The sequence below is a fragment of the Flavobacterium sp. Root186 genome (genome assembly GCF_001428525.1).
GTDB lineage: Bacteria > Bacteroidota > Bacteroidia > Flavobacteriales > Flavobacteriaceae > Flavobacterium.
Map to the genome: position 1 here is coordinate 173,814 of NZ_LMHW01000012.1, position 22,472 is coordinate 196,285.

The 22,472-nt window shown below is 32.0% G+C and carries 24 protein-coding genes and 1 tRNA gene; 10 read left to right on the forward strand and 15 right to left on the reverse strand.

Annotated features, from left to right (window positions below):
* The first annotated feature begins 30 nt into the window (after positions 1–30).
* From murG to ASD98_RS12015, 9 genes are all read left to right on the forward strand, one after another.
* On the forward strand, positions 31–1,119 hold the full coding sequence (gene murG / locus ASD98_RS11975; RefSeq protein WP_056204837.1) for an undecaprenyldiphospho-muramoylpentapeptide beta-N-acetylglucosaminyltransferase: 1,089 nt from the start codon (positions 31–33) through the stop codon (positions 1,117–1,119).
* 54 nt (positions 1,120–1,173) lie between these two features.
* Positions 1,174–2,523 (forward strand): UDP-N-acetylmuramate--L-alanine ligase, encoded by a 1,350-nt coding sequence (gene murC / locus ASD98_RS11980; RefSeq protein ID WP_056204840.1) that lies wholly within the window; start codon positions 1,174–1,176, stop codon positions 2,521–2,523.
* Positions 2,510–3,232: a cell division protein FtsQ/DivIB gene (locus tag ASD98_RS11985; RefSeq protein ID WP_056204843.1), complete on the forward strand. Its 723-nt coding sequence runs from the start codon at positions 2,510–2,512 to the stop codon at positions 3,230–3,232. The genes murC and ASD98_RS11985 overlap by 14 nt, the downstream gene beginning before the upstream one ends.
* A 6-nt stretch (positions 3,233–3,238) precedes the next feature.
* Positions 3,239–4,648 (forward strand): cell division protein FtsA, encoded by a 1,410-nt coding sequence (gene ftsA / locus ASD98_RS11990; RefSeq protein WP_056204846.1) that lies wholly within the window; start codon positions 3,239–3,241, stop codon positions 4,646–4,648.
* A 93-nt stretch (positions 4,649–4,741) separates the two neighbouring features.
* A complete protein-coding gene (gene ftsZ, locus ASD98_RS11995) occupies positions 4,742–6,724 on the forward strand; it encodes a cell division protein FtsZ (RefSeq protein WP_056204848.1) in 1,983 nt (660 codons plus the stop codon).
* A gap of 294 nt (positions 6,725–7,018) precedes the next feature.
* A complete protein-coding gene (locus ASD98_RS12000; protein ID WP_056204850.1) occupies positions 7,019–7,468 on the forward strand; it encodes a GatB/YqeY domain-containing protein in 450 nt (149 codons plus the stop codon).
* A gap of 71 nt (positions 7,469–7,539) precedes the next feature.
* Positions 7,540–7,613: transfer RNA gene (locus ASD98_RS12005), tRNA-Arg, on the forward strand.
* Between the two features lie 250 nt (positions 7,614–7,863).
* Positions 7,864–8,520, forward strand: a complete 657-nt coding sequence (locus ASD98_RS12010) for a TlpA disulfide reductase family protein (RefSeq protein WP_056204853.1) — start codon at positions 7,864–7,866, stop codon at positions 8,518–8,520.
* A 44-nt stretch (positions 8,521–8,564) separates the two neighbouring features.
* Positions 8,565–8,762 carry a YqaE/Pmp3 family membrane protein gene (locus ASD98_RS12015; RefSeq protein WP_056204855.1) on the forward strand — a complete coding sequence of 66 codons (198 nt, stop codon included), beginning with the start codon at positions 8,565–8,567 and terminating at the stop codon, positions 8,760–8,762.
* A gap of 58 nt (positions 8,763–8,820) precedes the next feature.
* On the opposite strand, the gene ASD98_RS12020 is transcribed toward ASD98_RS12015, so the two are convergent.
* The 10 genes from ASD98_RS12020 to ASD98_RS12065 form a co-directional block, all read right to left on the reverse strand.
* Positions 8,821–9,018, reverse strand: a complete 198-nt coding sequence (locus tag ASD98_RS12020) for a hypothetical protein (RefSeq protein ID WP_056204857.1) — start codon at positions 9,016–9,018, stop codon at positions 8,821–8,823.
* Between the two features lie 30 nt (positions 9,019–9,048).
* Positions 9,049–9,651 (reverse strand): dihydrofolate reductase family protein, encoded by a 603-nt coding sequence (locus ASD98_RS12025; protein WP_056204860.1) that lies wholly within the window; start codon positions 9,649–9,651, stop codon positions 9,049–9,051.
* A 119-nt stretch (positions 9,652–9,770) separates the two neighbouring features.
* Positions 9,771–10,400, reverse strand: a complete 630-nt coding sequence (locus ASD98_RS12030; protein WP_056204862.1) for a hypothetical protein — start codon at positions 10,398–10,400, stop codon at positions 9,771–9,773.
* 310 nt (positions 10,401–10,710) lie between these two features.
* The gene (locus tag ASD98_RS12035; RefSeq protein ID WP_056204864.1) at positions 10,711–11,559 is read right to left on the reverse strand and encodes an alpha/beta fold hydrolase; all 849 of its coding nucleotides are present in this window, start codon (positions 11,557–11,559) and stop codon (positions 10,711–10,713) included.
* Positions 11,560–11,711: 152 nt separating this feature from the next.
* Positions 11,712–12,392 carry a metal-dependent hydrolase gene (locus ASD98_RS12040; protein WP_056204867.1) on the reverse strand — a complete coding sequence of 227 codons (681 nt, stop codon included), beginning with the start codon at positions 12,390–12,392 and terminating at the stop codon, positions 11,712–11,714.
* An 83-nt stretch (positions 12,393–12,475) separates the two neighbouring features.
* Positions 12,476–13,222 carry a hypothetical protein gene (locus tag ASD98_RS12045; protein WP_056204870.1) on the reverse strand — a complete coding sequence of 249 codons (747 nt, stop codon included), beginning with the start codon at positions 13,220–13,222 and terminating at the stop codon, positions 12,476–12,478.
* 69 nt (positions 13,223–13,291) lie between these two features.
* A complete protein-coding gene (locus tag ASD98_RS12050) occupies positions 13,292–13,756 on the reverse strand; it encodes a DUF962 domain-containing protein (RefSeq protein ID WP_056204873.1) in 465 nt (154 codons plus the stop codon).
* Positions 13,757–13,802: 46 nt separating this feature from the next.
* The gene (locus ASD98_RS12055) at positions 13,803–14,318 is read right to left on the reverse strand and encodes a DUF2199 domain-containing protein (RefSeq protein ID WP_056204876.1); all 516 of its coding nucleotides are present in this window, start codon (positions 14,316–14,318) and stop codon (positions 13,803–13,805) included.
* Positions 14,319–14,350: 32 nt separating this feature from the next.
* Positions 14,351–15,580 (reverse strand): TMEM143 family protein, encoded by a 1,230-nt coding sequence (locus ASD98_RS12060; RefSeq protein WP_056205438.1) that lies wholly within the window; start codon positions 15,578–15,580, stop codon positions 14,351–14,353.
* 385 nt (positions 15,581–15,965) lie between these two features.
* Positions 15,966–16,196, reverse strand: a complete 231-nt coding sequence (locus ASD98_RS12065; RefSeq protein WP_056204879.1) for a hypothetical protein — start codon at positions 16,194–16,196, stop codon at positions 15,966–15,968.
* Positions 16,197–16,291: 95 nt separating this feature from the next.
* Here ASD98_RS12065 and ASD98_RS12070 point away from each other — a divergent pair, with 95 nt between their 5' ends.
* Positions 16,292–16,684: a hypothetical protein gene (locus tag ASD98_RS12070; protein WP_199866291.1), complete on the forward strand. Its 393-nt coding sequence runs from the start codon at positions 16,292–16,294 to the stop codon at positions 16,682–16,684.
* Positions 16,685–16,939: 255 nt separating this feature from the next.
* On the opposite strand, the gene ASD98_RS12075 is transcribed toward ASD98_RS12070, so the two are convergent.
* From ASD98_RS12075 to ASD98_RS12095, 5 genes are all read right to left on the reverse strand, one after another.
* On the reverse strand, positions 16,940–17,407 hold the full coding sequence (locus tag ASD98_RS12075; RefSeq protein WP_056204883.1) for a hypothetical protein: 468 nt from the start codon (positions 17,405–17,407) through the stop codon (positions 16,940–16,942).
* A gap of 60 nt (positions 17,408–17,467) precedes the next feature.
* Positions 17,468–17,953: a hypothetical protein gene (locus ASD98_RS12080; protein WP_056204885.1), complete on the reverse strand. Its 486-nt coding sequence runs from the start codon at positions 17,951–17,953 to the stop codon at positions 17,468–17,470.
* 7 nt (positions 17,954–17,960) lie between these two features.
* Positions 17,961–18,413, reverse strand: a complete 453-nt coding sequence (locus tag ASD98_RS12085) for an energy transducer TonB (RefSeq protein WP_056204888.1) — start codon at positions 18,411–18,413, stop codon at positions 17,961–17,963.
* Positions 18,414–18,548: 135 nt separating this feature from the next.
* On the reverse strand, positions 18,549–21,029 hold the full coding sequence (locus ASD98_RS12090) for a hypothetical protein (RefSeq protein WP_056204893.1): 2,481 nt from the start codon (positions 21,027–21,029) through the stop codon (positions 18,549–18,551).
* On the reverse strand, positions 21,026–22,459 hold the full coding sequence (locus tag ASD98_RS12095) for a hypothetical protein (RefSeq protein ID WP_056204896.1): 1,434 nt from the start codon (positions 22,457–22,459) through the stop codon (positions 21,026–21,028). Before ASD98_RS12095 ends, ASD98_RS12090 begins: the two co-directional genes overlap by 4 nt.
* Positions 22,460–22,472: the final 13 nt, after the last annotated feature.

The following is a 22,472-nucleotide window of genomic DNA, read 5'->3' on the forward strand; positions in this document are numbered from 1 at the left end:
ATAGTTTTTAAAAGATTACTATTACACAATATGGCAAATTATAAATTCATACTAAGCGGAGGCGGAACAGGAGGGCACATCTATCCTGCAATTGCGATTGCAAATGAATTAAAATTACAATTTCCTGATGCTGAATTTCTTTTTGTAGGTGCCAAAGACAAAATGGAAATGCAGAAAGTGCCTCAGGCAGGTTATGAAATACAAGGTCTTTGGATTGCCGGTTTACAACGAAAACTAACATTACAAAATTTGATGTTTCCATTGAAACTAGCAACAAGTTTATTGGAATCAAGAAGAATTATTAGAAAATTCAAACCAAATGTAGTAATTGGAACCGGAGGTTTTGCGAGTGGTCCTTTATTACAAGCAGCAGGATCTGCAGGAATTCCAACAGTGATTCAGGAACAAAATTCTTTTCCGGGAATTACAAACAAATTGCTGAGCAAAAAAGCAAATGCAATTTGTGTGGCGTATGAAAATCTGGAAAGGTTTTTTCCAAAAGAGAAAATCGTTTTGACAGGAAATCCCGTTCGTCAGGATTTAATTGATATTGATGATAAACGCGATGAAGCAATTGCTTTTTATGGTTTAGATCCAAATAAAAAAACATTGTTAGTTCTGGGCGGAAGTTTAGGGGCAAGAAGAATCAATCAGTTAATTGAAAAAGAATTGCAAAATTTCCTTTCGCAGGATGTTCAGATTATCTGGCAATGCGGAAAATTATATTTTGAAGATTATAAAAAACATAATCAGCAAAACGTAAGAGTTGTTGATTTTATTGAAAGAATGGATTTTGTTTACGCTGCCGCTGATATAATTATCTCAAGAGCAGGTGCATCATCGGTTTCAGAATTATGCATTGTGGGGAAACCGGTAATTTTTATCCCGTCTCCAAATGTAGCTGAAGATCATCAAACAAAAAATGCACAGGCCATTGTAGAGGCTAAAGGTGCAATTTTATTGAAAGAAGCTGAATTAGACAGCGAGTTTAGCATTGTTTTTGAAGCGCTGCTGAAAGATGACGGAAAACAAAAACAATTAAGTGCAAACATCAAAAGATTAGCAAAACCAAAAGCAACACAAGATATTGTTGCGGAAATTGTCAAGTTAATTAAATAATAAATAAAGTTGTAGGCCTAAAGCCTAAAGCTTAATGCTTAAAGCAGAATTAAAATGAATTTAAATCAAATACAAAACGTTTATTTTATTGGCATCGGAGGAATCGGAATGAGTGCCTTGGCCCGCTATTTTAAATATATCGGGAAACAAGTTTCAGGTTACGATAAAACGCCGTCAATGCTGACAAGTGAATTAATTGAAAGTGGTATTGATATTCATTTTGAAGATAATATTAGTTTAATTCCGACTGATTATTATGTTGAGAATACACTGGTAATTTTTACGCCTGCGGTTCCTAAAACACATTCAGAATGGAATTATTTTATCGAAAGAAATTACGAAATTAAAAAGCGTGCAGAGGTTTTAGGGATTATCACCAAAGACACTTTTAGTTTTGCTGTTGCCGGAACGCATGGTAAAACAACAACGTCAAGTATTTTAGGGCATATTCTATACGAAAGCGGCGCAGATGTTACAGCATTTGTGGGCGGAATTGTAGAGAATTATAATTCTAATTTAATTGGAACCGGAAAAACCGTAACCGTTGTAGAAGCAGATGAATTTGATCGTTCGTTCCTGCATTTACATCCAAATATTGCCTGCGTAACCTCAATGGATGCAGACCATTTGGATATTTACGGGACAAGTGATGCTATTGAGGCTTCATTTGTTGAATTTGCTTCTAAAGTTGAAGATAAAAGCAAATTGTTTATAACCAAAGAATTACCTCTTGAAGGAGTTCAGTGTGCTATAAATGAAGATGCCGTATACAAAGCATACAATGTTCGAATTGAGGACGGAAGTTATGTTTTTGATGTGCAGACACCATCAGAAATCATAAAAGACCTTCATTTCGGACTGCCAGGAAAACATAACCTTATGAATGGGTTAATGGCTATTGCGATGGCAAAAACTTATGGTACCCCGACCGATGCCATCGCAAAAGCTATTGCCTCATTTAACGGAATCAGAAGACGTTTTTCTTATCAGATTAAATCGGAAAAATTAGTTTATATAGATGATTATGCACATCATCCAACAGAAATAAATGCTGTTCATCAGGCTGTTAGGGAATTGTATCCGGGACGTAAAGTTTTGGCAATTTTCCAGCCGCATTTGTTCAGCAGAACAAGAGATTTTGCCGACGGATTTGCGGAAAGCTTATCTCAGTTTGATGAAGTGTTTTTAATGGATATTTATCCGGCACGCGAATTACCGATGGAAGGGATTACATCGCAATGGCTGTTGGAGAAAATGACAAATTCGAACAAAAAAATTGTTGCAAAAGAAGATTTATTAGTGCAGATCAAAACCAGTGATGCGCCAATAATTGTAACAATAGGAGCTGGTGATATTGGTGAAATGGTACCGTCAATTAAAAAAATGCTAAATGAAAATATTTAATTGGACAAATATTCGATTAGTACTCATTTTAGGGCTTGTTCTTTTTTTATATTCTTTCGCACAACACCGAAATGGAGATAGAAAATTGAAAAAATCTATGGTCGTTTTTGTAGGAGAAAATACGCTTTTTGTTAAGCCGGAAACGGTTAATAAATTGTTGATAGAAAATAAAAGGGATGCTTCCAGTATTAGAAAAGATGAAGTAGATTTGAATAAGATAGAAAAAAACCTTGATACGCAAGACATGATTGAGAAGTCAGATGTTTTTGTAAGTATCGACGGCGTTCTAAAAGCGGTAGTAAAACAGAAGACACCAATAGCGCGAGTTTATGATGGTGATCGCTCTTTTTATATTGACTATGAGGGAAATAAAATGCCCTTGTCAGATAATTTTACGGCGCGAGTTCCTCTTGTTTCAGGGGCAATAAATGAAAAAAATAACGAAGATTTAGCTGCTTTATTTCGCACAATTTACGACGATGCGTTTTTGAAAAAAAACATCATTGCGATACAAATTATGCCTAATGGCAGCCTAAAAATGTTTAACCGAAACTATGATTACTTCATAGATTTTGGTCGTACAATGAATGTTGATAAAAAATTTAGAAACTATAAAGCGTTTTTTCAAAAAGCAGTTTTAGATAGTTCGTTATATAAATATAGCAAGATTGACCTTAGGTTTACGGAACAAGTAGTTTGCACAAAATAATAGAAAATGGAAAAAGATAACATTGCAGTAGGTCTAGATATTGGAACGACAAAGATAGTTGCCATGATAGGCAAGAAGAATGAATATGGCAAACTGGAAATTTTGGGTATTGGGAAATCCAAAAGTCTGGGTGTTGCGAGAGGTGTTGTAAACAACATTACGCAGACTATTCAATCGATTCAGCAAGCAATACTTGAAGCAGAAAATAATTCAGGTTACAAAATAAAAGATGTTGTGGTGGGTATCGCCGGACAGCATATAAGAAGTATTCAGCATACAGATTACATCAGCCGTAACAATCCGGAGGAAGTAATTGGCGAAAAAGATATTCAGCTTTTAATCGATCAGGTTAATAAACTGGCAATGTTACCGGGAGAAGAAATTATTCACGTTTTGCCGCAGGAATTTAAAATAGACGGGCAATCCGAAATAAAAGAACCAATCGGAATGTACGGCGGAAGATTAGAATCTAGTTTTCATGTTGTAGTAGGACAGGCCTCTTCGATCAGAAATGTTGGAAGATGTATTCAGAGTTCAGGAATCGAATTATCAGGATTGACATTAGAACCATTAGCGTCGGCAGATGCAGTTTTAAGTCAGGAAGAAAAAGAAGCTGGAGTTGCGCTTATCGATATTGGAGGCGGAACAACAGATTTAGCTATTTTTAAAGATGGAATCATTCGTCATACTGCAGTAATTCCTTTTGGAGGAAATGTAATTACAGATGACATTAAAGAAGGCTGTTCGATTATTGAAAAACAGGCTGAGCTTTTAAAAATAAAATTCGGATCAGCTTGGCCGGGAGAAAATAAAGACAACGAAATTGTTTCTATTCCAGGTTTAAGAGGAAGAGAGCCGAAAGAGATTTCGCTTAAAAACTTATCTAAAATTATTCACGCCCGTGTGGTGGAAATTGTAGAACAGGTTTTTGCAGAAATCAAAGCTTACGGACACGAAGATCCCCGCAAAAAATTAATTGCAGGAATCGTTCTTACAGGTGGTGGAGCTCAGCTAAAACATATTAAACAATTAGTGGAGTACATTACCGGAATGGATACCAGAATTGGGTATCCAAATGAGCATTTAGCCGGGAATTCAAGCGAAGAAATTTCGAGTCCATTGTTTGCAACAGCAGTTGGTTTAGTAATGAACAGTATAGAAAACAGTACACAGAGTGCTGTTAGAATGGAAATAGTAAATGAGCAGCCAAAAGTAGTTTACAGAAATGCACCGCCGCCAGTTCAGCAGCGATACGAAGTTGAAGAAAACTACGTTGAGAAAGTAGAAACTATTGAAGAACCAAGAGAAGTGAAAACAAACAAGGTTACAGCAGAATCTACAGAAACAAAAATAAGAAGATCATTTTTTGATAGATATGTCGACAAAATCAAAGATTTTTTAGACAACGCTGAGTAAATATAAGCCGAATAATAAGAGAAAAGGATTACTTTTTGCCCCAAGTCAAGAAGTAAAAAATGTACTAAATAAGAATTTCAAAAAACCAAAAAGATGATGAGCAACTCAGAATTTGGAAGTATTTCATTTGATTTACCGAAAAATCAATCAAATGTAATCAAAGTAATAGGTGTAGGTGGAGGTGGTAGTAACGCGATTAACCACATGTTTAAGCAAGGTATTAAAGGTGTAGATTTTATCGTTTGTAATACCGATTCACAAGCATTGCAAAATAGTTCAGTACCTAATAAAATTCAGTTAGGTATGAATTTAACTGAAGGTTTAGGAGCAGGAGCAAATCCTGATGTAGGACAGCAGTCTGCTATTGAAAGTATCGCCGACATTGAAAAAATGTTAGACCGTGGTACTAAAATGGTATTTATTACCGCAGGTATGGGTGGAGGAACCGGTACAGGTGCCGCTCCCGTAATTGCACAATTAGCAAAAGAAAGAGAAATCCTTACGGTAGGCATCGTGACAATTCCGTTTCAATTTGAAGGGAAAGTACGTCAGGAACAAGCTTTATTGGGAATCGAAAAATTACGTAAACAAGTCGACTCTTTAATTGTAATTAACAACAATAAATTAAGAGAAGTTTACGGAAACCTTGGTTTCAAAGCAGGATTCTCAAAAGCAGATGAAGTTTTGGCAACAGCCTCTAGAGGTATTGCTGAAGTAATTACGCACCACTATACTCAAAATATCGATTTACGCGATGCTAAAACAGTTTTGGCAAACAGCGGAACGGCTATTATGGGATCTGCTGTGGCAGAAGGAGAAAACAGAGCAAAAGATGCGATTGTATCTGCATTAGATTCTCCATTATTAAATGACAATAAAATTACAGGTGCCAAAAACGTATTGTTGCTTATCGTTTCTGGATCTAACGAAATAACGCTTGACGAAATCGGAGAAATCAACGATCATATTCAGGCAGAAGCAGGTTACAATGCAAATATTATCATGGGAGTTGGTGAAGACGAAACTCTTGGTGAGGCTATTGCTGTAACTATCATTGCGACTGGTTTTGATGTTGAACAACAAAACGAAATCGTTAATACGGAGCCTAAAAAAATCATACACACGTTAGAAGATGAGCAAAGAAGTGTTCATAATTTAACGAACAGACCGCTTACTTCTTTTGATTTAAATGCAGAGACACCTACTGCAAAAACAGAAGAAAAAGTAGTTTTTGATTTAATGGAAGATACGGTTGCTCCCGTAATTCAAACTCCGGTTGCGCCAGTAACAACGCCAACAATTAATCAGGAAGAATTGGTAGTAATGTCTGAGTTTATTAAAAACCTGGATGTTACGTTTGAAATCGTTTCGCCAATTACTGATATTGATTTTAAAATTTCAACTCCGGCAGCACAAACTGTTCAGGAAGTAAAACCTGTACAGCAAAGAACTTTTGAAAGAGAGGAACAAACTACTTTTTCATTTGATTTACCGCTTTTCAAGTCTGAGCCAGAAGTGAAAAGAGAACCAGCTGCAGAGCAGGAAAATAAAATCATGTTTGAGCTAACAAACGAAACCCGTAACATTAAAGTTAACGATCCTGTTTCATTTGTACCTGTAACAGAACTTTCTGATAACGGAATTATCAAATATTCTTTAGAAGAATATATGGAAGTTGAAAACGAATTGACTGCTTCAAAACCAGTTGAAAAGGTGATAGAAGATACAGTTCCTGAGGAATTGAACATTACTTTAAAACCAAGAGTTGATTTTGCAAGTCAGCCTGATTTTACAACAACTTCAGAAGTTTCTCCAATGGAATTGACAATTGAGGAAACACTTCGTTTAAGAGCTGAAGAAAGAAGAAAGAAACTAAAAGAATTTAATTATAAATTCCACAATAACGTTTCAAGAATCGATGAGTTGGAAAAAGAGCCGGCTTACAAAAGATTAGGAATCGATTTATCGAATTCTCAATCAAACAATACAAATTCAAGAATTTCGGTTGGAACAGATAGTAACAACGATTTGCAATTGCGTTCAAACAATTCATTTTTGCACGACAACGTAGATTAATTTTACAATCATAATATTAGGATAGCCCGAAAATTGGATTTAATTTTCGGGTTATTTTTTTTATCTTCGCACAGAATTTAGAAATTTGACTTTAAAAAGTAATAAATAAAATCAATATTGTCATCCTGAGCGAAGTCGAAGGCTTAATAGCTAAATGGGCTTCGACAAAGTTTATCCTGAGCGTAGCCGAATGGACTCAGCCTGACAGATTCTAAAAAATTACAATTAGTCGAGAACATTTTCAATACAGAAATCAATTTATAAGCACTAGCTTATTCAAATAAAAAATAAAAGATGAGTTTACAAACACAAATCATGGAAGAGATTAAAACTGCCATGAAAGCAAAAGATACAGTAGCATTAGAATCTTTAAGAGCAATTAAATCTGAATTATTATTAGCTTCGACAGCTTCTGGATCTAAAGAAGAATTATCAGAAGATGATGAAATTAAATTACTTCAAAGATTAGTTAAAACCCGTAAAGAAAGCGCAAGAATCTTTACAGAGCAAAACCGTCCTGACTTAGCTGAACCAGAATTAGCTCAGGTTGCGGTAATCGAGAAGTTTTTACCAGCACAGTTAAGTGAAGAAGAAGTAGAAGCTGTAGTTGCAAAAATTATCGCTGAAACTGGGGCTTCTGGAATTGCTTCAATGGGTAAAGTTATGGGATTAGCTTCTGCTCAATTAGGCGGAACTGCTGAAGGAAAAACTATTTCTACAATTGTGAAAAAATTACTTTCGTAAAAAAAATTAGATTTTAGAGTTCAGATTTTAGATTGAATCTGAATTCTAAAATCATAAACCTAAAATAAAATGACCTCGTAGTTCAACTGGATAGAATATCAGATTTCGGCTCTGAGGGTTGGGGGTTCGAACCCCTCCGGGGTCACTTATAAAAAGCCTGAGAATTTATATTCTCAGGCTTTCCTTTTTATAGTTTGAAAATGATTTTCTAAATTTTTAATTTTTGAAAAATCAGCATTTATGGCAAATTTAGGTTCGAAATCCATTATCGTCTTTAATTTTTAAACCTAAATTTATATTCTATTAGTAGAGTAAAACAATTACTTTGTTTATATATTGATTTCTAAAATAATTAATTAAATTACAGTATTTTAATAGCACAATTAAACTTAATTATGATTAAAATTAAAACCATTCTATTTTTATTATTTATTTCAAATTCTATATTAGCTCAAACTAATTTTTTTAAAATGCCTGATGGTACAATCTTGGATGAAAAAACTTTCAACAGGAAAAAAAATGATATGATTGAAACAGGAAATATAAATGTTGGAGTAGAAGCAGGCATTATAAGAAATGATTCAATCATAAAAGAGGTTAAATTAGATTATTTAAATCCATTTACGAAACATAAAAAGAAAATTGGTACTGCATTCGAAATTCAAAAATTCAAAAATAAGGAAGGTAAAAATTATGATGAAAATTATCTAAAAGGTAAAGCATCATTAATTAATTTTTGGTCCATAAATTGCGAACCTTGTATTAAAGAATTCCCTGATTTGAACAGAATTAAGCAACAGTTTAATAATTCAGTAAATTTTGTGGCTATTACAGTTGATAGTTCTGTAGATGTCGAGAATTTTCTCAAAAAACATAAATTTGATTATGACCAGATTACAGATTCATTATTTCCACTTCTTAATGAATTAAAAATAAATGCTTTACCAATGACTATTATATTAGATAAAAATGGTATCATTTTAAATGTCTATGGAGGATTAATTACAGACAACGAAAATGAAGTTATTGAAACATTGAAAAACTCATTATAATACAACTATTTTAATCATTAATAAAAACAATAAAAATATTTATGATGACACTAATTGCAATATTTTTTCCGTCCCTTTCTTTTTTATTTAGAGGTAAAATTTTTACTGCCATTATCTGTTTAATTCTGCAGGTAACTTTGATTGGCTGGATTCCTGCAGCAATTTGGGCCGTGATTTCTTTACAAAATTCAAGAGCAGATAAACGTAATGAGAAATTGATAAAAGCGACGAGAGCTAGATAACAACCTTTGCTTTTCAAAGTTTTTCTTTTAAGCAGTATGTGAAATCTTTAAAACTTAATTATTTATCAGATCGTTTTTTTCTAAAATTTTTAATCAAAACAATAACTGAAAACACAAAAACAATACTATACACAATTGCCAGTGCCGGTTTTTCAAATTTTAGTGTTTCAAAGTCGAATTGCTTATAGAGCGCTGCAACTAAAATGATTGCAACAATAGTAAAAGTAAATACTGGTACATTGTTTTTGTTTTCCATGTTTTTGATATTTTGGTTTTATAAGGTTAATTATTTAATAGTTTCTCCCGCATTTCCTGTTTTGACATCTCCCGCACGTTTATAACTGGCTAAAATGACTCCGGTTGTAGTTACAGTACTTTCTGTTAAAGTAAATCCTGATGGATGCGCTGTATTGTCAAAAAGCTTTTTTCCTTTACCAAGCAATAAAGGATGAATTTTCAATTTAAGTTCATCTACTAAATCATTTTTCAATAATAAATGAACAAGTTCACTGCTTCCCCAAACCTGAATGTCCAAACCTTCTGAAGCTTTAAGTTTCTTTATATCGGCCAGACTTTTGATGAAATTAGAATTTTTCCAATCTGATTTTTTTCTGGTTTTAGAGAGAATGTATTTGTTTCCTTCATTAATTCCCGGCCAAAATTCTTTGTTTTTAGGCCAGTACTCTTCCCAGATTTCAAAAGTCTTTCTGCCTAAAAGATAATCGGCAGGTTTTATTTCATTGGCTACAGCTTTACTATAAACTTCATCGCCAAATGGTGCTGTCCAGCCGCCAAATTTAAATCCGTCTGATTTATCTTCTTTTGGTCCGCCCGGAGCCTGCATAACCCCATCTAGCGAAATCATTGACAAAACAATTATTTTTCTCATAATATATTGATTTTGTGGATGTACAAATTTAATTAACTACACAGAAATATTGATAAACTAAGGAAAATAATCGTAAAAAGCTTTTCGATTTTGTCTTTATTAAAGTTAACAGAAGTAAATCATCTTAAGTTTGAATAATCTGTTTTTTGACTAACTTCATTATAAAATTGAGCTTTTTGATACGTGTTTTCAATAGGCTGATCTATGTTTTTAATTTTATCCCTGATAACAATTATCATATATAAAATTAAAATGAAGGTTATAAATAAACCAAAAATATTTAAAAGAAGCATCCCAATACCGTGTTCATCAACTTTTTCTTTTGCATAATCATATTCTACTTCGGCATCAATTTGATTAACATCTGGATCTTCCGGTAAATAATGTACTGTCAAATATTTAATTAGTCGGTTAGGATCTTTTGGAATAAATTCTTCGGTTGTGAATTCATTATTATAAACTTTATCATTTATTTTAAAACTGTATTTAAATTCATATGAATATTCATAATAATTACCACTTTTAATTTGTGTTGTGACATAATTATCGTCGAGTTCTGCAAGTATTGTTTTTCCGTTTTTTAATAAATTTTCTATTTTGTTTTTATAATGGCTGTCTCCATAAATTCTGTCGTAAGTGTTATTACAACAAATTGCGAATAGTACCACTAATACAAATAAGAATCCTAAATTTTTAAGTAAAAAAATAACTTTTATTAGAGGATCAACTGAAGATTTTTTTTGGTTCATTTAAATTTGTTATAGGTTTATATAAATTTGGGTCATATTTAGGGCAATTATTGTTGAGTTTAAAAGTGCTTTATTAGTGAAATTCATTTAAAGGATTATTAAAAAATACGAGTGTTTTTTGTTATGCCAATATAAGAAATGTTTATCTAGATAATTTACTCCTTTTTGGTAAGATATAGAAAACAATACTTCTTCAGATTTTAAAATCAAAATTGTTACAAAATCAGTTCTGATAAATTGAAAAAGGCTTTTAATCAACAATTAGATTAAAAGCCTTTTTCAATTTATAATCAATTTAATTTCCGGAAATCTATTTCGTGTTCTGTAAAAAATTATCGATGTAATTTACTACCAGTGGAATATTTTGATGCTGAGGAGCATGCCCTGTTTGCGGCAGAACAATTAACTGTGATGTTGGAAGCTGTTTGGTCAGCGGGTACCAATTTTCTACAGCAAAACTAATATCGTGATCTCCGGAAATAATTAATATGGGTGTTTTGGTTGTTTTCAATTTATCTCTAAAATTATCCTTGTCTGCAACAGCACCTTCACCTCCTGAAAAATACAACTGGAAAACATCCATAGTCGACGGAATTTTAGAAACATCAATTCTTGTAGCAATTCGGTCATGAGAAGCTTTTGCGGCTTTTTTGCTTTCTTCGGATTCAGGTTCGAAGAATAATGTAATTTCATCGTTAAAATCATTAACAGGTTTTAAAGCAGAGTCCAGAAATGCCTGTTCCAAGGGAACAACTCTTTCGCCTACAGGACCTGTTCCTAACAATATTGTATGCGTAGCAAGTTCAGGATATTGAAATGTAGCAGCTTGTGTAACTAATCCGCCGTAAGACCATCCCATTAAGACTACTTTTTGAATTTTTAGAAAATCAGCCAGATCTTTCACATCTTTGGCTACAATTTTAATATCTGTTGGAAGTGTTCCTGTTGAATATCCAATTCCCGAATAATCAAAAGTAACAACCTGATGTTTTTCTGCAAGGAGATCTAAAAACAACGGATCCCAGGTGTCCAGTGTCCCTCTAAAACGATTAATTAAGATAATTGGATTTCCCTCACCAATTGATCTGTAAGCGATTGTTCGACCTGAAAGTTCTGCAAATTTTGTTTCTGAATTTGATGCGTTTATTTTTGTGCTCATTGGTTTAAATTTTGGTTAATAATGAATTACTAAAACAATTTTAATGCCTTTGAAAATTTTATTTACAAATCAAACCTTTACAGGATTTGAGCAATTATACTTCTATTTTTATTTCGCTAAAAAGTGGTGTTTTTTGCGAAATATAGAAAATATTAGATTTCGATTGTGTCACCAATTTTAGGTAAATAAAGATTAAGATTTGCATTTTTAAAATCACTTAAAGCTTTTTGATGATCCATTTTAATGAAACCAAAAGTGTCATAATGAACGCCCAATATTTTATCAACTTCAACCAGTTTTGAAGCTTCAATTGCCTCTTCAATTCCCATTGTTAACCCGTCGCCAATTGGGAAAACGGCAAAATCAAGTTTAGTAAATTTCGGAATCAGTTTCATGTCTAAAGTTAAAGCCGTATCGCCGCTGTAATAGAAATTTCCGTCAACAGTTGTGAGAACAAAACCAGTTGCAATTCCTCCATAACTTCCGTCCATAAAACTGCTCGGATGCTGTGCGATTACACATTTGACAGTTCCAAAATCAAAACTGAATTTCCCGCCCGGATTAATTGGGTGTGCGTTTTCGATTCCGTTTTTTAAGAGCCAGTTGTAAATTTCAAAATTTCCCAGAACTTTCGCTCCGGTATTTTTTGCAATTCTTTCTACATCAAGAATATGATCGTAATGTGCGTGCGAAATAAAAATATAATCAGCCTTTATTTCGTCGACGTTAATGTGTTTTGCTAATTCGTTTGGCGTAATAAAAGGGTCGAAGAGAAGATGCTTTCCATTTGCAAAAACAGAAAAACAAGAATGTCCGTAATAAGTTAATTTCATGATATATAGATTTTAGAATTGATAACAGTTAAGTTGATTAATATCCAAAAAATATACCAGCAGAATTTATACTCAATATGTCATTATTCTTCGAATACTTTTTCAGTATCAACAGGATTGTTTTCCTGATATAGTTTTTGCCCAATTTTGCCCTGATCACCTAATGCGCGCCCTTTTATAAGCCAAGCGGTTCCAAACGCAAAAAGACCCAGCGCTTCAAGAACCAGAGTAGAATAAGTAAACAGTTTTAAATTTTCTGAAACCGGAACTAAAATCACAGAAATCAAAATAATATAACCGCAGGTTCTGTAAATATTATTTTCGTTTAAAATGCTTTTAGGTGTTTTGATATATTTTTCCTGAGTAATTGTAAAAACATTAATAGCAAGCAAAGCTAATATCAAAAAAAGCACCGCTGCAAAACCATAGTGCAGCCAGCCGAGCCATTTTTCGGTTAACGGAATTATGGTGTAGATTTTTTGTGAAATATTTTCGGGATTTGTGGGAACGAGTGCAACACCAATTGCCATAATTCCTGCAATATTGGTGAGTAAATTATCGTTTTTTAAAATTGATTTATTTCCGTGGCCTTTATACCGAATCAAAAATAAACCTACGGCGCATAAAGTTCCGGTAAAAATTTCCCTTAAATTGGTATAGTAATAATCGCTGACAGAAGGCTGGATTTTGGTTTGAAAAAAGGGAATCAAAGAAAATCCAACCAAAAATATAGGGAGTAAAAAACCTAAATAACCAATCGCCCGCCTGATTCTCCGGTACGTAAAAATATCATAATTTTCAATCTTTATTTCTTTAGTATTTATTTTCATAACCTGAAGCTAAAGTTTTGAATTATAAAGATAAATTAATTTTGTAATGGATTTAAAGTCAGAGAATCGTTACTTTCTTGAAAACAGATTCTCTACAACCCAGGCCGGACCAATTAATAAAAACTGAAGATCCTTTAAGAATGAAGGTTTTTTGCCTTCGATATTATGTCCATAGAATTGCCCAATCCAAGCGATTGCAAAAACGCCGATAGAGAATATCCATAACGGAAAAATCTGCCCGATATAATAATTAATAACTAAACAAATTCCTGAAAAAATCGCAATTTTTACGGCCATTGAAACGGAAAGTCTAATGTAGAAAACAAGAACAAAAAGTAACACCACAAAAGCCCAATTTTCGATAATTGGCGCATTTAGTTTTAAAGTATTGGCAATAATACCGCTTGGAATACTCATTAATAATCCCACAATAGAAAAGTAAATTGCAGGAACACAAATATAATGTATGGCTTTGTTTTTTGGGTTTTGATGACTTACGGCATATTCTGCAAACCATTGATCTAATGTTCTCATTGTTGTGGTTTTAAGGTTAGTTTACGTAAATCTAGTAAAATTTCCTTTAGGTTTTACCGTGCTGTATTTTCATAATTTCATCTATGATAGAAATGGCTTTTTGAAATGTTATTCCGTTTTCCTGATCAATAGTCAAAGGATGATTTTCTTCGATCATTTTTATTTCAGGAATCAATCCTAACCCTTGCTCGATGGCAATACTTTTTAGTGAAATTGTTTTGCCATAAGTTGGCACATCAGTCTGCATCCATCCAAAATAAGGTTCCTGATGAATTCTATTAGGATCTTCCCATAAATCCATTCGCAGGCAGAAATTGTCTTCGCTTATGGTTGTCCAGACATTAAAAACTAAATTTTCGGGATAGTCAATTATTGGAATTGTTAATCTTCCGCGGTGAAAAAAATGTTCTTCATCGACATAACACCAGCTGCCGCCATATTCAATTCGCTGTTCTCTTTCTTCGGGCGGAATAGCAAAATAGTAAGCTGGAAATTCATTGCCAAAACACAATGGTATTTCATCAAAAGTTTCTCCGCAGCAGGAACATTTATAGCTGTACATTTTTGGTTTTTTAGGTAAAAATAATCTAAGACTTATTTTTGATTGTATTCAAAAACGTTATCCCACAATTCATCGATTGTAACAAGCGCTTCATTTAACGGAATAACTTCCCATTTTCCATTGGTTTCTATTCCTAAACCAATACTTTTTAATTTTAATAAAGCATCGTTTACATCAAAATCCAATTCGGTATTTAATTGAGAGACAAACCAAGATTCAATTTGATAATCCAGCTCCTCGGCAGTTAAAGGATTTTGACTTTTATTTAAAAAGGTATAAGCTAAAATAGTTTCTTTTAAGGCTTCTTCTTCAGATGAATTTAAAAGAGAATAAAAAGCACCGCTGTTGTTTCCGACATTTTTAAAATACAAACTGTCTGAAAGCATTTTAGAATATCTAATTTTCTTGTTTATGAAGTTATTGTATTGGCGGAAGCAGTAAGCAGCTAAAATTCCTAAAGCAATTAAACCTTGATTTAATGAGGTTTTACTGTTTAGTAAATCGATTGTTTCTCCGGTTTGATATGCATTGTACATGTTTATTAAGGCCGGAATTACTTTGGCGCTTAATAATGAAATACCTCCAAAAACTCCCGGAACCCAAAGTAATAATTTGTCTTTCAAAGACATTTTTGGAATTGCATTTGGAAAAATCGTTTCGAGGTCGTTTTTAGGAACACGCTTAAATATTTTTAAGGCTATAGATCCCGGATCAATTGGCATTTTTCCTAACTTGACTTTTTTCTGGGTCAAATAATCGGCGTCGCTGTAATTGAGATAAATAAGAACACGATCATAATATTCGATTTCAACTTCTTTCTTCCAAAAATAATATTTCTTAACCGTTTCTTTTGCTTTATGGTGACCACGAACGTATAATTCGTAATCCTTAAAAGCATGAAAATCAATGGCAAGATTTAAACCTATTAAGTCTGATTCTGTGAAGGCTTCTTTTAAAGTTTCCTGATCGATTCTGTAATAATTGCCCCGTTCTAAAACAGTAAGCAACGTTTCTTTAAAAACAGAAAAATTACTCTTGTCTATAAAACCTTCGCGTTCTTTTTCGCTTAAATCCGGATCATAGAGTGCGTAGTTTTGTTTTAAGTTTCGGTTAAGATTAAAAGATTCATAATGATAGTAATGCTCAATAATATCGAATAACTTTTTAAAATCATCAACTTTGTGTTTGTCATCAGCGAAAGCTGCAATTTGCTGTTCGAGTAAGAATTCTTTATTAAACGGAATATAATGTTCTCGTGCCATATCGATCCTGGGCTTTAATTTGTTTTTTGGCGTGGAAGCGCAAAGGTACAAAGGTTGCAAATAATTCAGCAGTTGATTATTGCTAAAAGATATATAAAATTAGAATGCTTTGGTAGACAGGTTTATAGAAGCTTTACGGGTTTGTCTATTAGTAAAAACAAAAGCCGTAAAGATATTTCTTTACGGCTTAGTTTCTTAGAGAAATACATTAGATTATGCCAGGATCAGCTGCATAACTAATATTGTAAATAATGTTTGATGGTTCATTGCATTAACCTAAATACAGGGAGTAGGATTTTTATTTAAAGCTTTTGTCTGCTCTCAGAGAAAAGTTCTGCTGCTCTTTTTGGTAATTTTGATCCAAATATTTTAATGTGATATAATTTTATTTATTGCTGTCTTTTTCTTTTTTTAATCTATTGACCTGACTCTCTCTCACGATTTTGTATTCGTTGTCAAGCCTCTTATATTCTGCTTTAATTAGATCGCAATTAATGCCTACACGATCCCCTCGAATCGATTTACGAATATAATCGTAAGAATAACCGTGTTTTTCTTTAATAATCTTTAACACATCTTGATTGTAACTTGGCTTAGATTTTATATTTTTGCTCATTGCTTAATTTGTATTAAAAGTAAGACAAATATAGTAAGATATTTCTTAATAATGAGTATGAATTAGATTATTTCTATAAATAAAAATGACGTATTATGACAGAAAATACTATAAATAGGATCAAACAGTATTTAGATTATAAAGGCATTAGAGTGGGTGCCTTTGAAAAAGTGGTGGGTATGTCTAACGGTTCTTTTGCGAGCCAGTTAAAGCATAATAAAACGATAGGTGTAGATAAGTTAGAAAATATCTTAAAAAAATACACGGATATTGATGTAGAATGGCTTTTAACCGGTGAAGGGGATATGATTAAATTAAATACCCTACGTGAAAGTGGAGAGGTTTATAAAAAGACTGAAAAAGTTACAGAACACGAAATTAATTACAAAGAACTGGCTGAAGCCCGAAAAGAAACAATCGAAAGTCTGAGAAAAATTATTCAGCACCAAGATGAACAAATTGCTTTTTTTAAACAAAAAAAACAATAAAATTGAAGTATTAATAAAGGAAAAAGTGAGATTTCTAACCGTTACCAGCGATATGAAATCTCACTTTTTGATTCAAAAAAAATGACAAAATTTACAAGTTTCCTTGCGGAAGACTATATTCTAAAAGAAAAAATTATTCACAGCAATTTTACTACTTATTAAAATTCTGGCAATGCGTATTTATACCTGTTTTTAGTTTTTTTGAGGTTTAAAGGAGCAGAGGCTCAAAGGGACAAAGGTGCTCTGAATTCTGGATTAATTGAGTTCTGATTTTTTTAACTCGATTATCTGCTGAATGTATTGTATTAGGTTTTCTCTTTCTATCGAAAATAGGGCATTTTCACTTTCTGTACGAAGGTATAAATCTGCAATAGTTTCGGCATCCATATTTTTATTTAGGAAATGATCCTGGACATATTTTATAAGATTTTCTAAAAAAAGTTCTTTTTGTCTTCCTTTTTCCAGAGTTTCTTCATCACCATTCTTTATTTTTTCAATCTCAGATTCCGGCAAATCAATAGTGAGGTAAGTTATATCTACGGGAACTTTTGAAAGCATTTCCTGAGTAGTTTTTCCAGAACCATTGCAGTAGGCGCAGGGAGCCGGGACCCATTTTAATTGTTTGTTTAAACGCCTGATATCATCCCAATCGACAAAACCTTTCCCAAGACATCTGGGGCATTCTAAATCTGATTTTTTAAATAGGAAATTGAAGATGGACATTTTCTAACAAATTATATTAACATTTCTTAGATCGCTAAGGTAATTATTTATGTAAGAAAATTATTTTGAATGGCGATTTTTTTTGAAAGAAGAAAATTTATCTGGATCAATTGCCTCTGGAAAATAGTTTTTAAATTTATCAGACAGGCTTTTGTCTTTAAATTTTATAATAGAATATGAACTGTCAAAAGCAATAATTTCAATTATGGAGTTTTCAATTTGAAAGTTTCCATTTTCCCAAATTAGATCATTTCCTTCAACAAAAGGCAGATTGTTTTCATCAAAAGATATTTGTTCGTTTTTTGAAAAACCAGATACAAAGCCCCAAATTAATTGTGTATTAGAATTCAGGATTTCGCGAAATTCCTCACTCGTTAAAACAAAAAAATCTTTTTCGTGATGTATTGGAAGTATTTTATCTGATATAAATTCGAAATCACTTATTAACCAGTTAAACGATTCTATTTCTGATGAAATTGGTTTTAATAATTCTTTTAAGTTGGTGTGGAAATCTAGTTTATCTGTGTGGTGAATTATCCAATTCATTTATTAATTATTTAGCCTGAAAAGGTAATATATAAGAGCTTCTTACGATTCTGTTATTTTGTTTTGCGGGATTCCATTTCATTGCTTTAAGCGCTTTGGTAAATTCTTTTGTTAATTCAGGGCTGTTACTTCTTAAAACTTTAATGTCGCTTAAACGCCCGTTTTTTTCTATTATGAACTGAGCAAATACTTTTTGAGAACCTTGTTGTTCGAGTATTTCTTTACTGATTTTAATTTTCTTTTCGAGAAAAGCAAAAATAGCTTTTTCACCACCCGGATATTCAGGATTTACTTCAACTTTTCCAGCAATGAATACTTCTTTGTCATAATCAATTACGACCTGATTTATTTTTTCATAGTCGTCAACGGTTTTGGTTTCTTCGCGATTTACCTGGTTTTCGGTTTGGGCAAATGAAATTGTGGTGATTAAAAGTGTGAATAGTAGGATTAGGTTTTTCATTTTTTTTAGATTTTGGGGTTGTTTTTTGGTAATGCTAATGTAAAGATTTTGTGTTTTTGGAGAAGTTTTTTGTGAATAAAAAAAGCTGCGAGAATTTTTTGTTCTGCAGCTTTTGTGTGTGTTTTATTTTTGAAGTTATTTCGATTTCGTGTAGAAATTAAGTATTGGTATATCTACAACAAATGCAATGCTTAGTCTGGAATAACTATTACTATAAGTGTTCTCGGCAGCGGTTACTTTTCTTAATAATGGACCTACCTGATAACCAAGATTAACAGACAATGGTGATTTCGGGATACCAAACGAATAAAATATACCTGGAGAAATAATATCTTTTAGTTCTATTTTGGGAGCAGATTCTGTTACATCATCTTGAAAACGGAATGCTGTAATTGCGCCAAGATCTATTATTGATAGAAAGACAGTATGTGACCAATGACCTTTATATTTCTTTAAACTAGATAATGGAAGAACTTTTTGTTTTCCATAGCTTATTGAAATACCTATAGGCGCAGTTACACCATAAGTGCCTTTATAGCAGTTATCTAATCCTTTAATTTTCTCGCCTCCATAAAATAAACCACAATAGGCATTAAGTGCTACATTAAACATAGTTTCACGTTTAATTCGGGCTGAGCCTGTTGGTAAAGCAAATGCTTCTATTGCTTCTTCAACTTGCTGTGAATTTTTAGCTTGCGTTACTGTGGCCATGAAAGTACCATATTTGAAAAATGCGGCATATTTACTTTTATAGTTTGCATCAATATATTCATCTACTTTTAATTGAGAATCAAGTAATTCTTTCTTAGCTTGTATAAATTCACTTTTTTTATCTTTATTATTAATGAGACTGTTTACAGTTTTAGTTTTAGCTTCTAAATCGTCACTTAATCTTTGTAAGTTTTTATCATCTTTACCATAAATTTCAGATGATAAGTTATAAAGCTCTGCAATATTTACTATGGCCGATGTATAGTTTCTTCTATTAACATCAATTGCGGCATCAGCAGCAGTTTGTGCCATATCAAAGTAACGGTTTGAGTCATCTTTAATATTTATGTTGAGTATAGGAAAATGTGGCAATGTTTTAATTTTAACCGTTTTTCTCATTAAATCGAGAGTATTTGAGATAATGCTATAATATTTTTCAAATTTTAGAGAGTCATTTTTAATTGAAGGAAGTTCTTTGATTTTTAGATCTATTGATTGTGTTTTTTGAGCAATTTCTTTTACGAAAATTCTGTAAGAATCAATACTTTTCTGCAAATTAGCTGCATCATTAATAATTTTATATAATTTCTCATCTCCGTTATCTTTTTTCTGAAAAATAATATTGTCCAATCTAGCTTGTTCAACTAGTAATCCTAAGTAGAGTTTTAATAAATCATCGTTTTGAAAAAGTTTTTTAATTTCTGAATAATCAACCCAATATGTATTTTCCCCATTTGAATTTCTAAATGATTTGCTGAATAACTTTATGGTTTTAAATGTAGCGCGGTAGTTTTTATTAATCGAAGCGTCTGCCCATTCTTCATCTGGGAAATCTTCTATAATTATTCCGGGGTTCGTGCCATTTTTAATTTGATCAGCCAGATAAAAACTTGATAACAATGAAGCTTTTAATTCTAAATGTTTATCAAAGAAGTCAGGATTATTGTCAATAATTGTTGGTAGATTTTCAGGTAAATTTGATAGATCGAATTCAAAAGCCTCTCTTAAGGTTTGAATATAAGCTTTGAACATATATATATCTTTATCGATAACATTCAAAGATTTGTAAGTTTGAGGGAAAACGGTTTGAATACTAGGGATACTATCTAATTCTTTTTTAAATTTTTCAAAAAAGGCAATGCTCAATTCTTCTTTGGTACGTTTTACTATGAATTTAGCAAATCCATCAGCTATTTTAGTAACATCAAGTCCTCCAATTGAAGAAGCATTTTTTATTATTGATTCTGATAAATTACTACCAGATTGGGATGTTATAATTCCTTTGGAAACTATTTTTTTTGATTCAAAATAATTAAGTATAAAGTTATTGTCCTTAAATTCTGTTGATAAATTGAGCTCATTTATTGTAACTTTTTTATACGATGATAAAATGTCTAAAATCATTTTCCCATCATTTTTTTCTACTGATTTCTGTAGTAACAAAGCATCTTGAAAAGCATAACCAGATATTTCTGTGGAAGTATTATTATTATTATTATTATTATTATCAGGTTTTGGACTAACCTTAGTGATGTCAATTGTAATTTCATTAGCAATTAATGACTGATCTTTTTGAACACTAAGTCGAAGATTAGGACTTTGTTGTCCTAAGATTTCTTTAGTTATTTTAAAGTTATTACTACCCGAAGTTCGAATGATTTGATCGACTGTTTTCCATTTACTAACAGTGGTATCATAATATTGATAGGTATAATCATTGACATTATCTAATTCAAAAATTACAATTAGATCCTTGTCGTTAGGAATAGCAGTACTTTGTGTTTTCCATTTATTTTCCTCAAGACGAAATTTAATGTCGGTAGATTGAGCATTAATTTTTGGAATAAAGAAAATAATTAAACAAAGAGTAACAATAATTTTTTTAAATTGTAATAATGGTTTCATAATAGTTCGATATTTAGTTGGTCAAAAATGCTTTGAATGGGTATAGCGTAAGTGAATGTATCACTTCCGGCAACAATAATTCCAATAATATTGTTATCATTATCTAATAACGGCGCACCAGAATCACCAGGTTGTGAGATAGATTTACCATCATTATTAATTGCAATAAGTCCATACAAATCCCAATCTTCTTTTCCTCCATTGTTAGGTAATGTGTATTCGATAGTAGCATGATTATTTATAGAATGTATACTTCCCATAGCAGTATTTGATTGGTTTAGAAAACCGTAAATTCTAACAGGAATATTATTAAATTGCTCTGAGTAGCTAATACTGCGGGTTTTGTTTATATTTTTCCCATTAGGTAAATTGTTTGATATCGAAAGACTTTTTTCAACTTCAACTATTGCCGCATCAATTAGATTATTTCGAACTGCATTTCTGATTGTACCTATTTCAGTTTTTTCTTTTTTACTTGTAGAGATAATATCTTCTTCATTTTGAAATCTAAAAGTTTTGAAATCATGATTTTTTCCTATTACAACATGATAACAGCTCAAAATTAAATTAGACGCATCGTTTTTCCCCTTGAATTTTACAGCTAATCCATATGAACCAAAGAAATTAGGTCTGGAATTATTGACCAAATTATCCCCAAATGTTATTTGATTACTTTGAGTAGTAATTTTTGAAGAAGGGAATACTTTTACAGGTATTGTTTTAACTAAGTTATTTGGCAAAAAATAAGGTATTGATGTGGGAATTAAATGAATATCTGTATCTGAAATGACTACTGATATAAACTTTGAATTATTTTGATCATGACTAATTCCGACAGAAATAACATTTTTTAAGTTTTTTAAAGTAGCCTTATGTTCTTCAAATGCTTTTTGTATAATATCGGCTTCACTAACAGCTATCCATTCATCTAATTCTTTAAGGGTATTTATTTTATAGGTTTCTTTCTCAACCAACTTATCTTTCAAATTTTTGGTATAATAAAGCATATCTAATGTGTCATGCCAAAATTTAGAACCTAAACTCATTAATAACCCCCCAACTATGCAACCAATTAATTCAAGAAAGATTAAAGACCAATCAATTTCATCTTTATAATGTAATTCAAAATTTTGCCAGCCTAAACTGTTTGTTGGATCTCCTTTTAATAATGTAAATAAATTAGCATTAATTAGAAATGCAATGAGGATGCTCAATGAAATATTCAAAGCAAGAATTTTTTCTTCACGTTTCTTTTCCAAAACAGGATCATCGCTTTTAGCGGAATAATCTTCATCCCAATTAAAAAATCCTAATAAAGTATTTCCTTTTTTAAAAAAGTATAACTTAAACCAAGTTATAAATCGTTCTGATACCAGACTTAGGATAAAAAAAACTGTTGCGATTTGAATGGATTGGCCTAACTTGTCCATAATTGTTTAATAT

Excerpts from the sequence above, each read along its gene's own strand:
- ASD98_RS12085 (WP_056204888.1), bottom strand. The coding sequence starts at position 18,413 with ATGAAAAACCTAATCCTACTATTCACACTTTTAATCACCACAATTTCA.
- ASD98_RS12070 (WP_199866291.1), top strand. The coding sequence starts at position 16,292 with ATGACAGAAAATACTATAAATAGGATCAAACAGTATTTAGATTATAAA.
- ftsZ (WP_056204848.1), top strand. The coding sequence starts at position 4,742 with ATGATGAGCAACTCAGAATTTGGAAGTATTTCATTTGATTTACCGAAA.
- ASD98_RS12060 (WP_056205438.1), bottom strand. The coding sequence starts at position 15,580 with ATGGCACGAGAACATTATATTCCGTTTAATAAAGAATTCTTACTCGAA.
- murG (WP_056204837.1), top strand. The coding sequence starts at position 31 with ATGGCAAATTATAAATTCATACTAAGCGGAGGCGGAACAGGAGGGCAC.
- ASD98_RS12025 (WP_056204860.1), bottom strand. The coding sequence starts at position 9,651 with ATGAGAAAAATAATTGTTTTGTCAATGATTTCGCTAGATGGGGTTATG.
- ASD98_RS12000 (WP_056204850.1), top strand. The coding sequence starts at position 7,019 with ATGAGTTTACAAACACAAATCATGGAAGAGATTAAAACTGCCATGAAA.
- ASD98_RS12045 (WP_056204870.1), bottom strand. The coding sequence starts at position 13,222 with ATGAAAATAAATACTAAAGAAATAAAGATTGAAAATTATGATATTTTT.
- ASD98_RS12035 (WP_056204864.1), bottom strand. The coding sequence starts at position 11,559 with ATGAGCACAAAAATAAACGCATCAAATTCAGAAACAAAATTTGCAGAA.
- ASD98_RS12080 (WP_056204885.1), bottom strand. The coding sequence starts at position 17,953 with ATGAATTGGATAATTCACCACACAGATAAACTAGATTTCCACACCAAC.
- ASD98_RS12065 (WP_056204879.1), bottom strand. The coding sequence starts at position 16,196 with ATGAGCAAAAATATAAAATCTAAGCCAAGTTACAATCAAGATGTGTTA.
- ASD98_RS12075 (WP_056204883.1), bottom strand. The coding sequence starts at position 17,407 with ATGTCCATCTTCAATTTCCTATTTAAAAAATCAGATTTAGAATGCCCC.
- ASD98_RS12010 (WP_056204853.1), top strand. The coding sequence starts at position 7,864 with ATGATTAAAATTAAAACCATTCTATTTTTATTATTTATTTCAAATTCT.
- ASD98_RS12015 (WP_056204855.1), top strand. The coding sequence starts at position 8,565 with ATGACACTAATTGCAATATTTTTTCCGTCCCTTTCTTTTTTATTTAGA.
- ASD98_RS12030 (WP_056204862.1), bottom strand. The coding sequence starts at position 10,400 with ATGAACCAAAAAAAATCTTCAGTTGATCCTCTAATAAAAGTTATTTTT.
- ASD98_RS12020 (WP_056204857.1), bottom strand. The coding sequence starts at position 9,018 with ATGGAAAACAAAAACAATGTACCAGTATTTACTTTTACTATTGTTGCA.
- ASD98_RS12050 (WP_056204873.1), bottom strand. The coding sequence starts at position 13,756 with ATGAGAACATTAGATCAATGGTTTGCAGAATATGCCGTAAGTCATCAA.
- ASD98_RS12095 (WP_056204896.1), bottom strand. The coding sequence starts at position 22,459 with ATGGACAAGTTAGGCCAATCCATTCAAATCGCAACAGTTTTTTTTATC.
- ASD98_RS12090 (WP_056204893.1), bottom strand. The coding sequence starts at position 21,029 with ATGAAACCATTATTACAATTTAAAAAAATTATTGTTACTCTTTGTTTA.
- ftsA (WP_056204846.1), top strand. The coding sequence starts at position 3,239 with ATGGAAAAAGATAACATTGCAGTAGGTCTAGATATTGGAACGACAAAG.
- ASD98_RS12040 (WP_056204867.1), bottom strand. The coding sequence starts at position 12,392 with ATGAAATTAACTTATTACGGACATTCTTGTTTTTCTGTTTTTGCAAAT.
- ASD98_RS11985 (WP_056204843.1), top strand. The coding sequence starts at position 2,510 with ATGAAAATATTTAATTGGACAAATATTCGATTAGTACTCATTTTAGGG.
- ASD98_RS12055 (WP_056204876.1), bottom strand. The coding sequence starts at position 14,318 with ATGTACAGCTATAAATGTTCCTGCTGCGGAGAAACTTTTGATGAAATA.
- murC (WP_056204840.1), top strand. The coding sequence starts at position 1,174 with ATGAATTTAAATCAAATACAAAACGTTTATTTTATTGGCATCGGAGGA.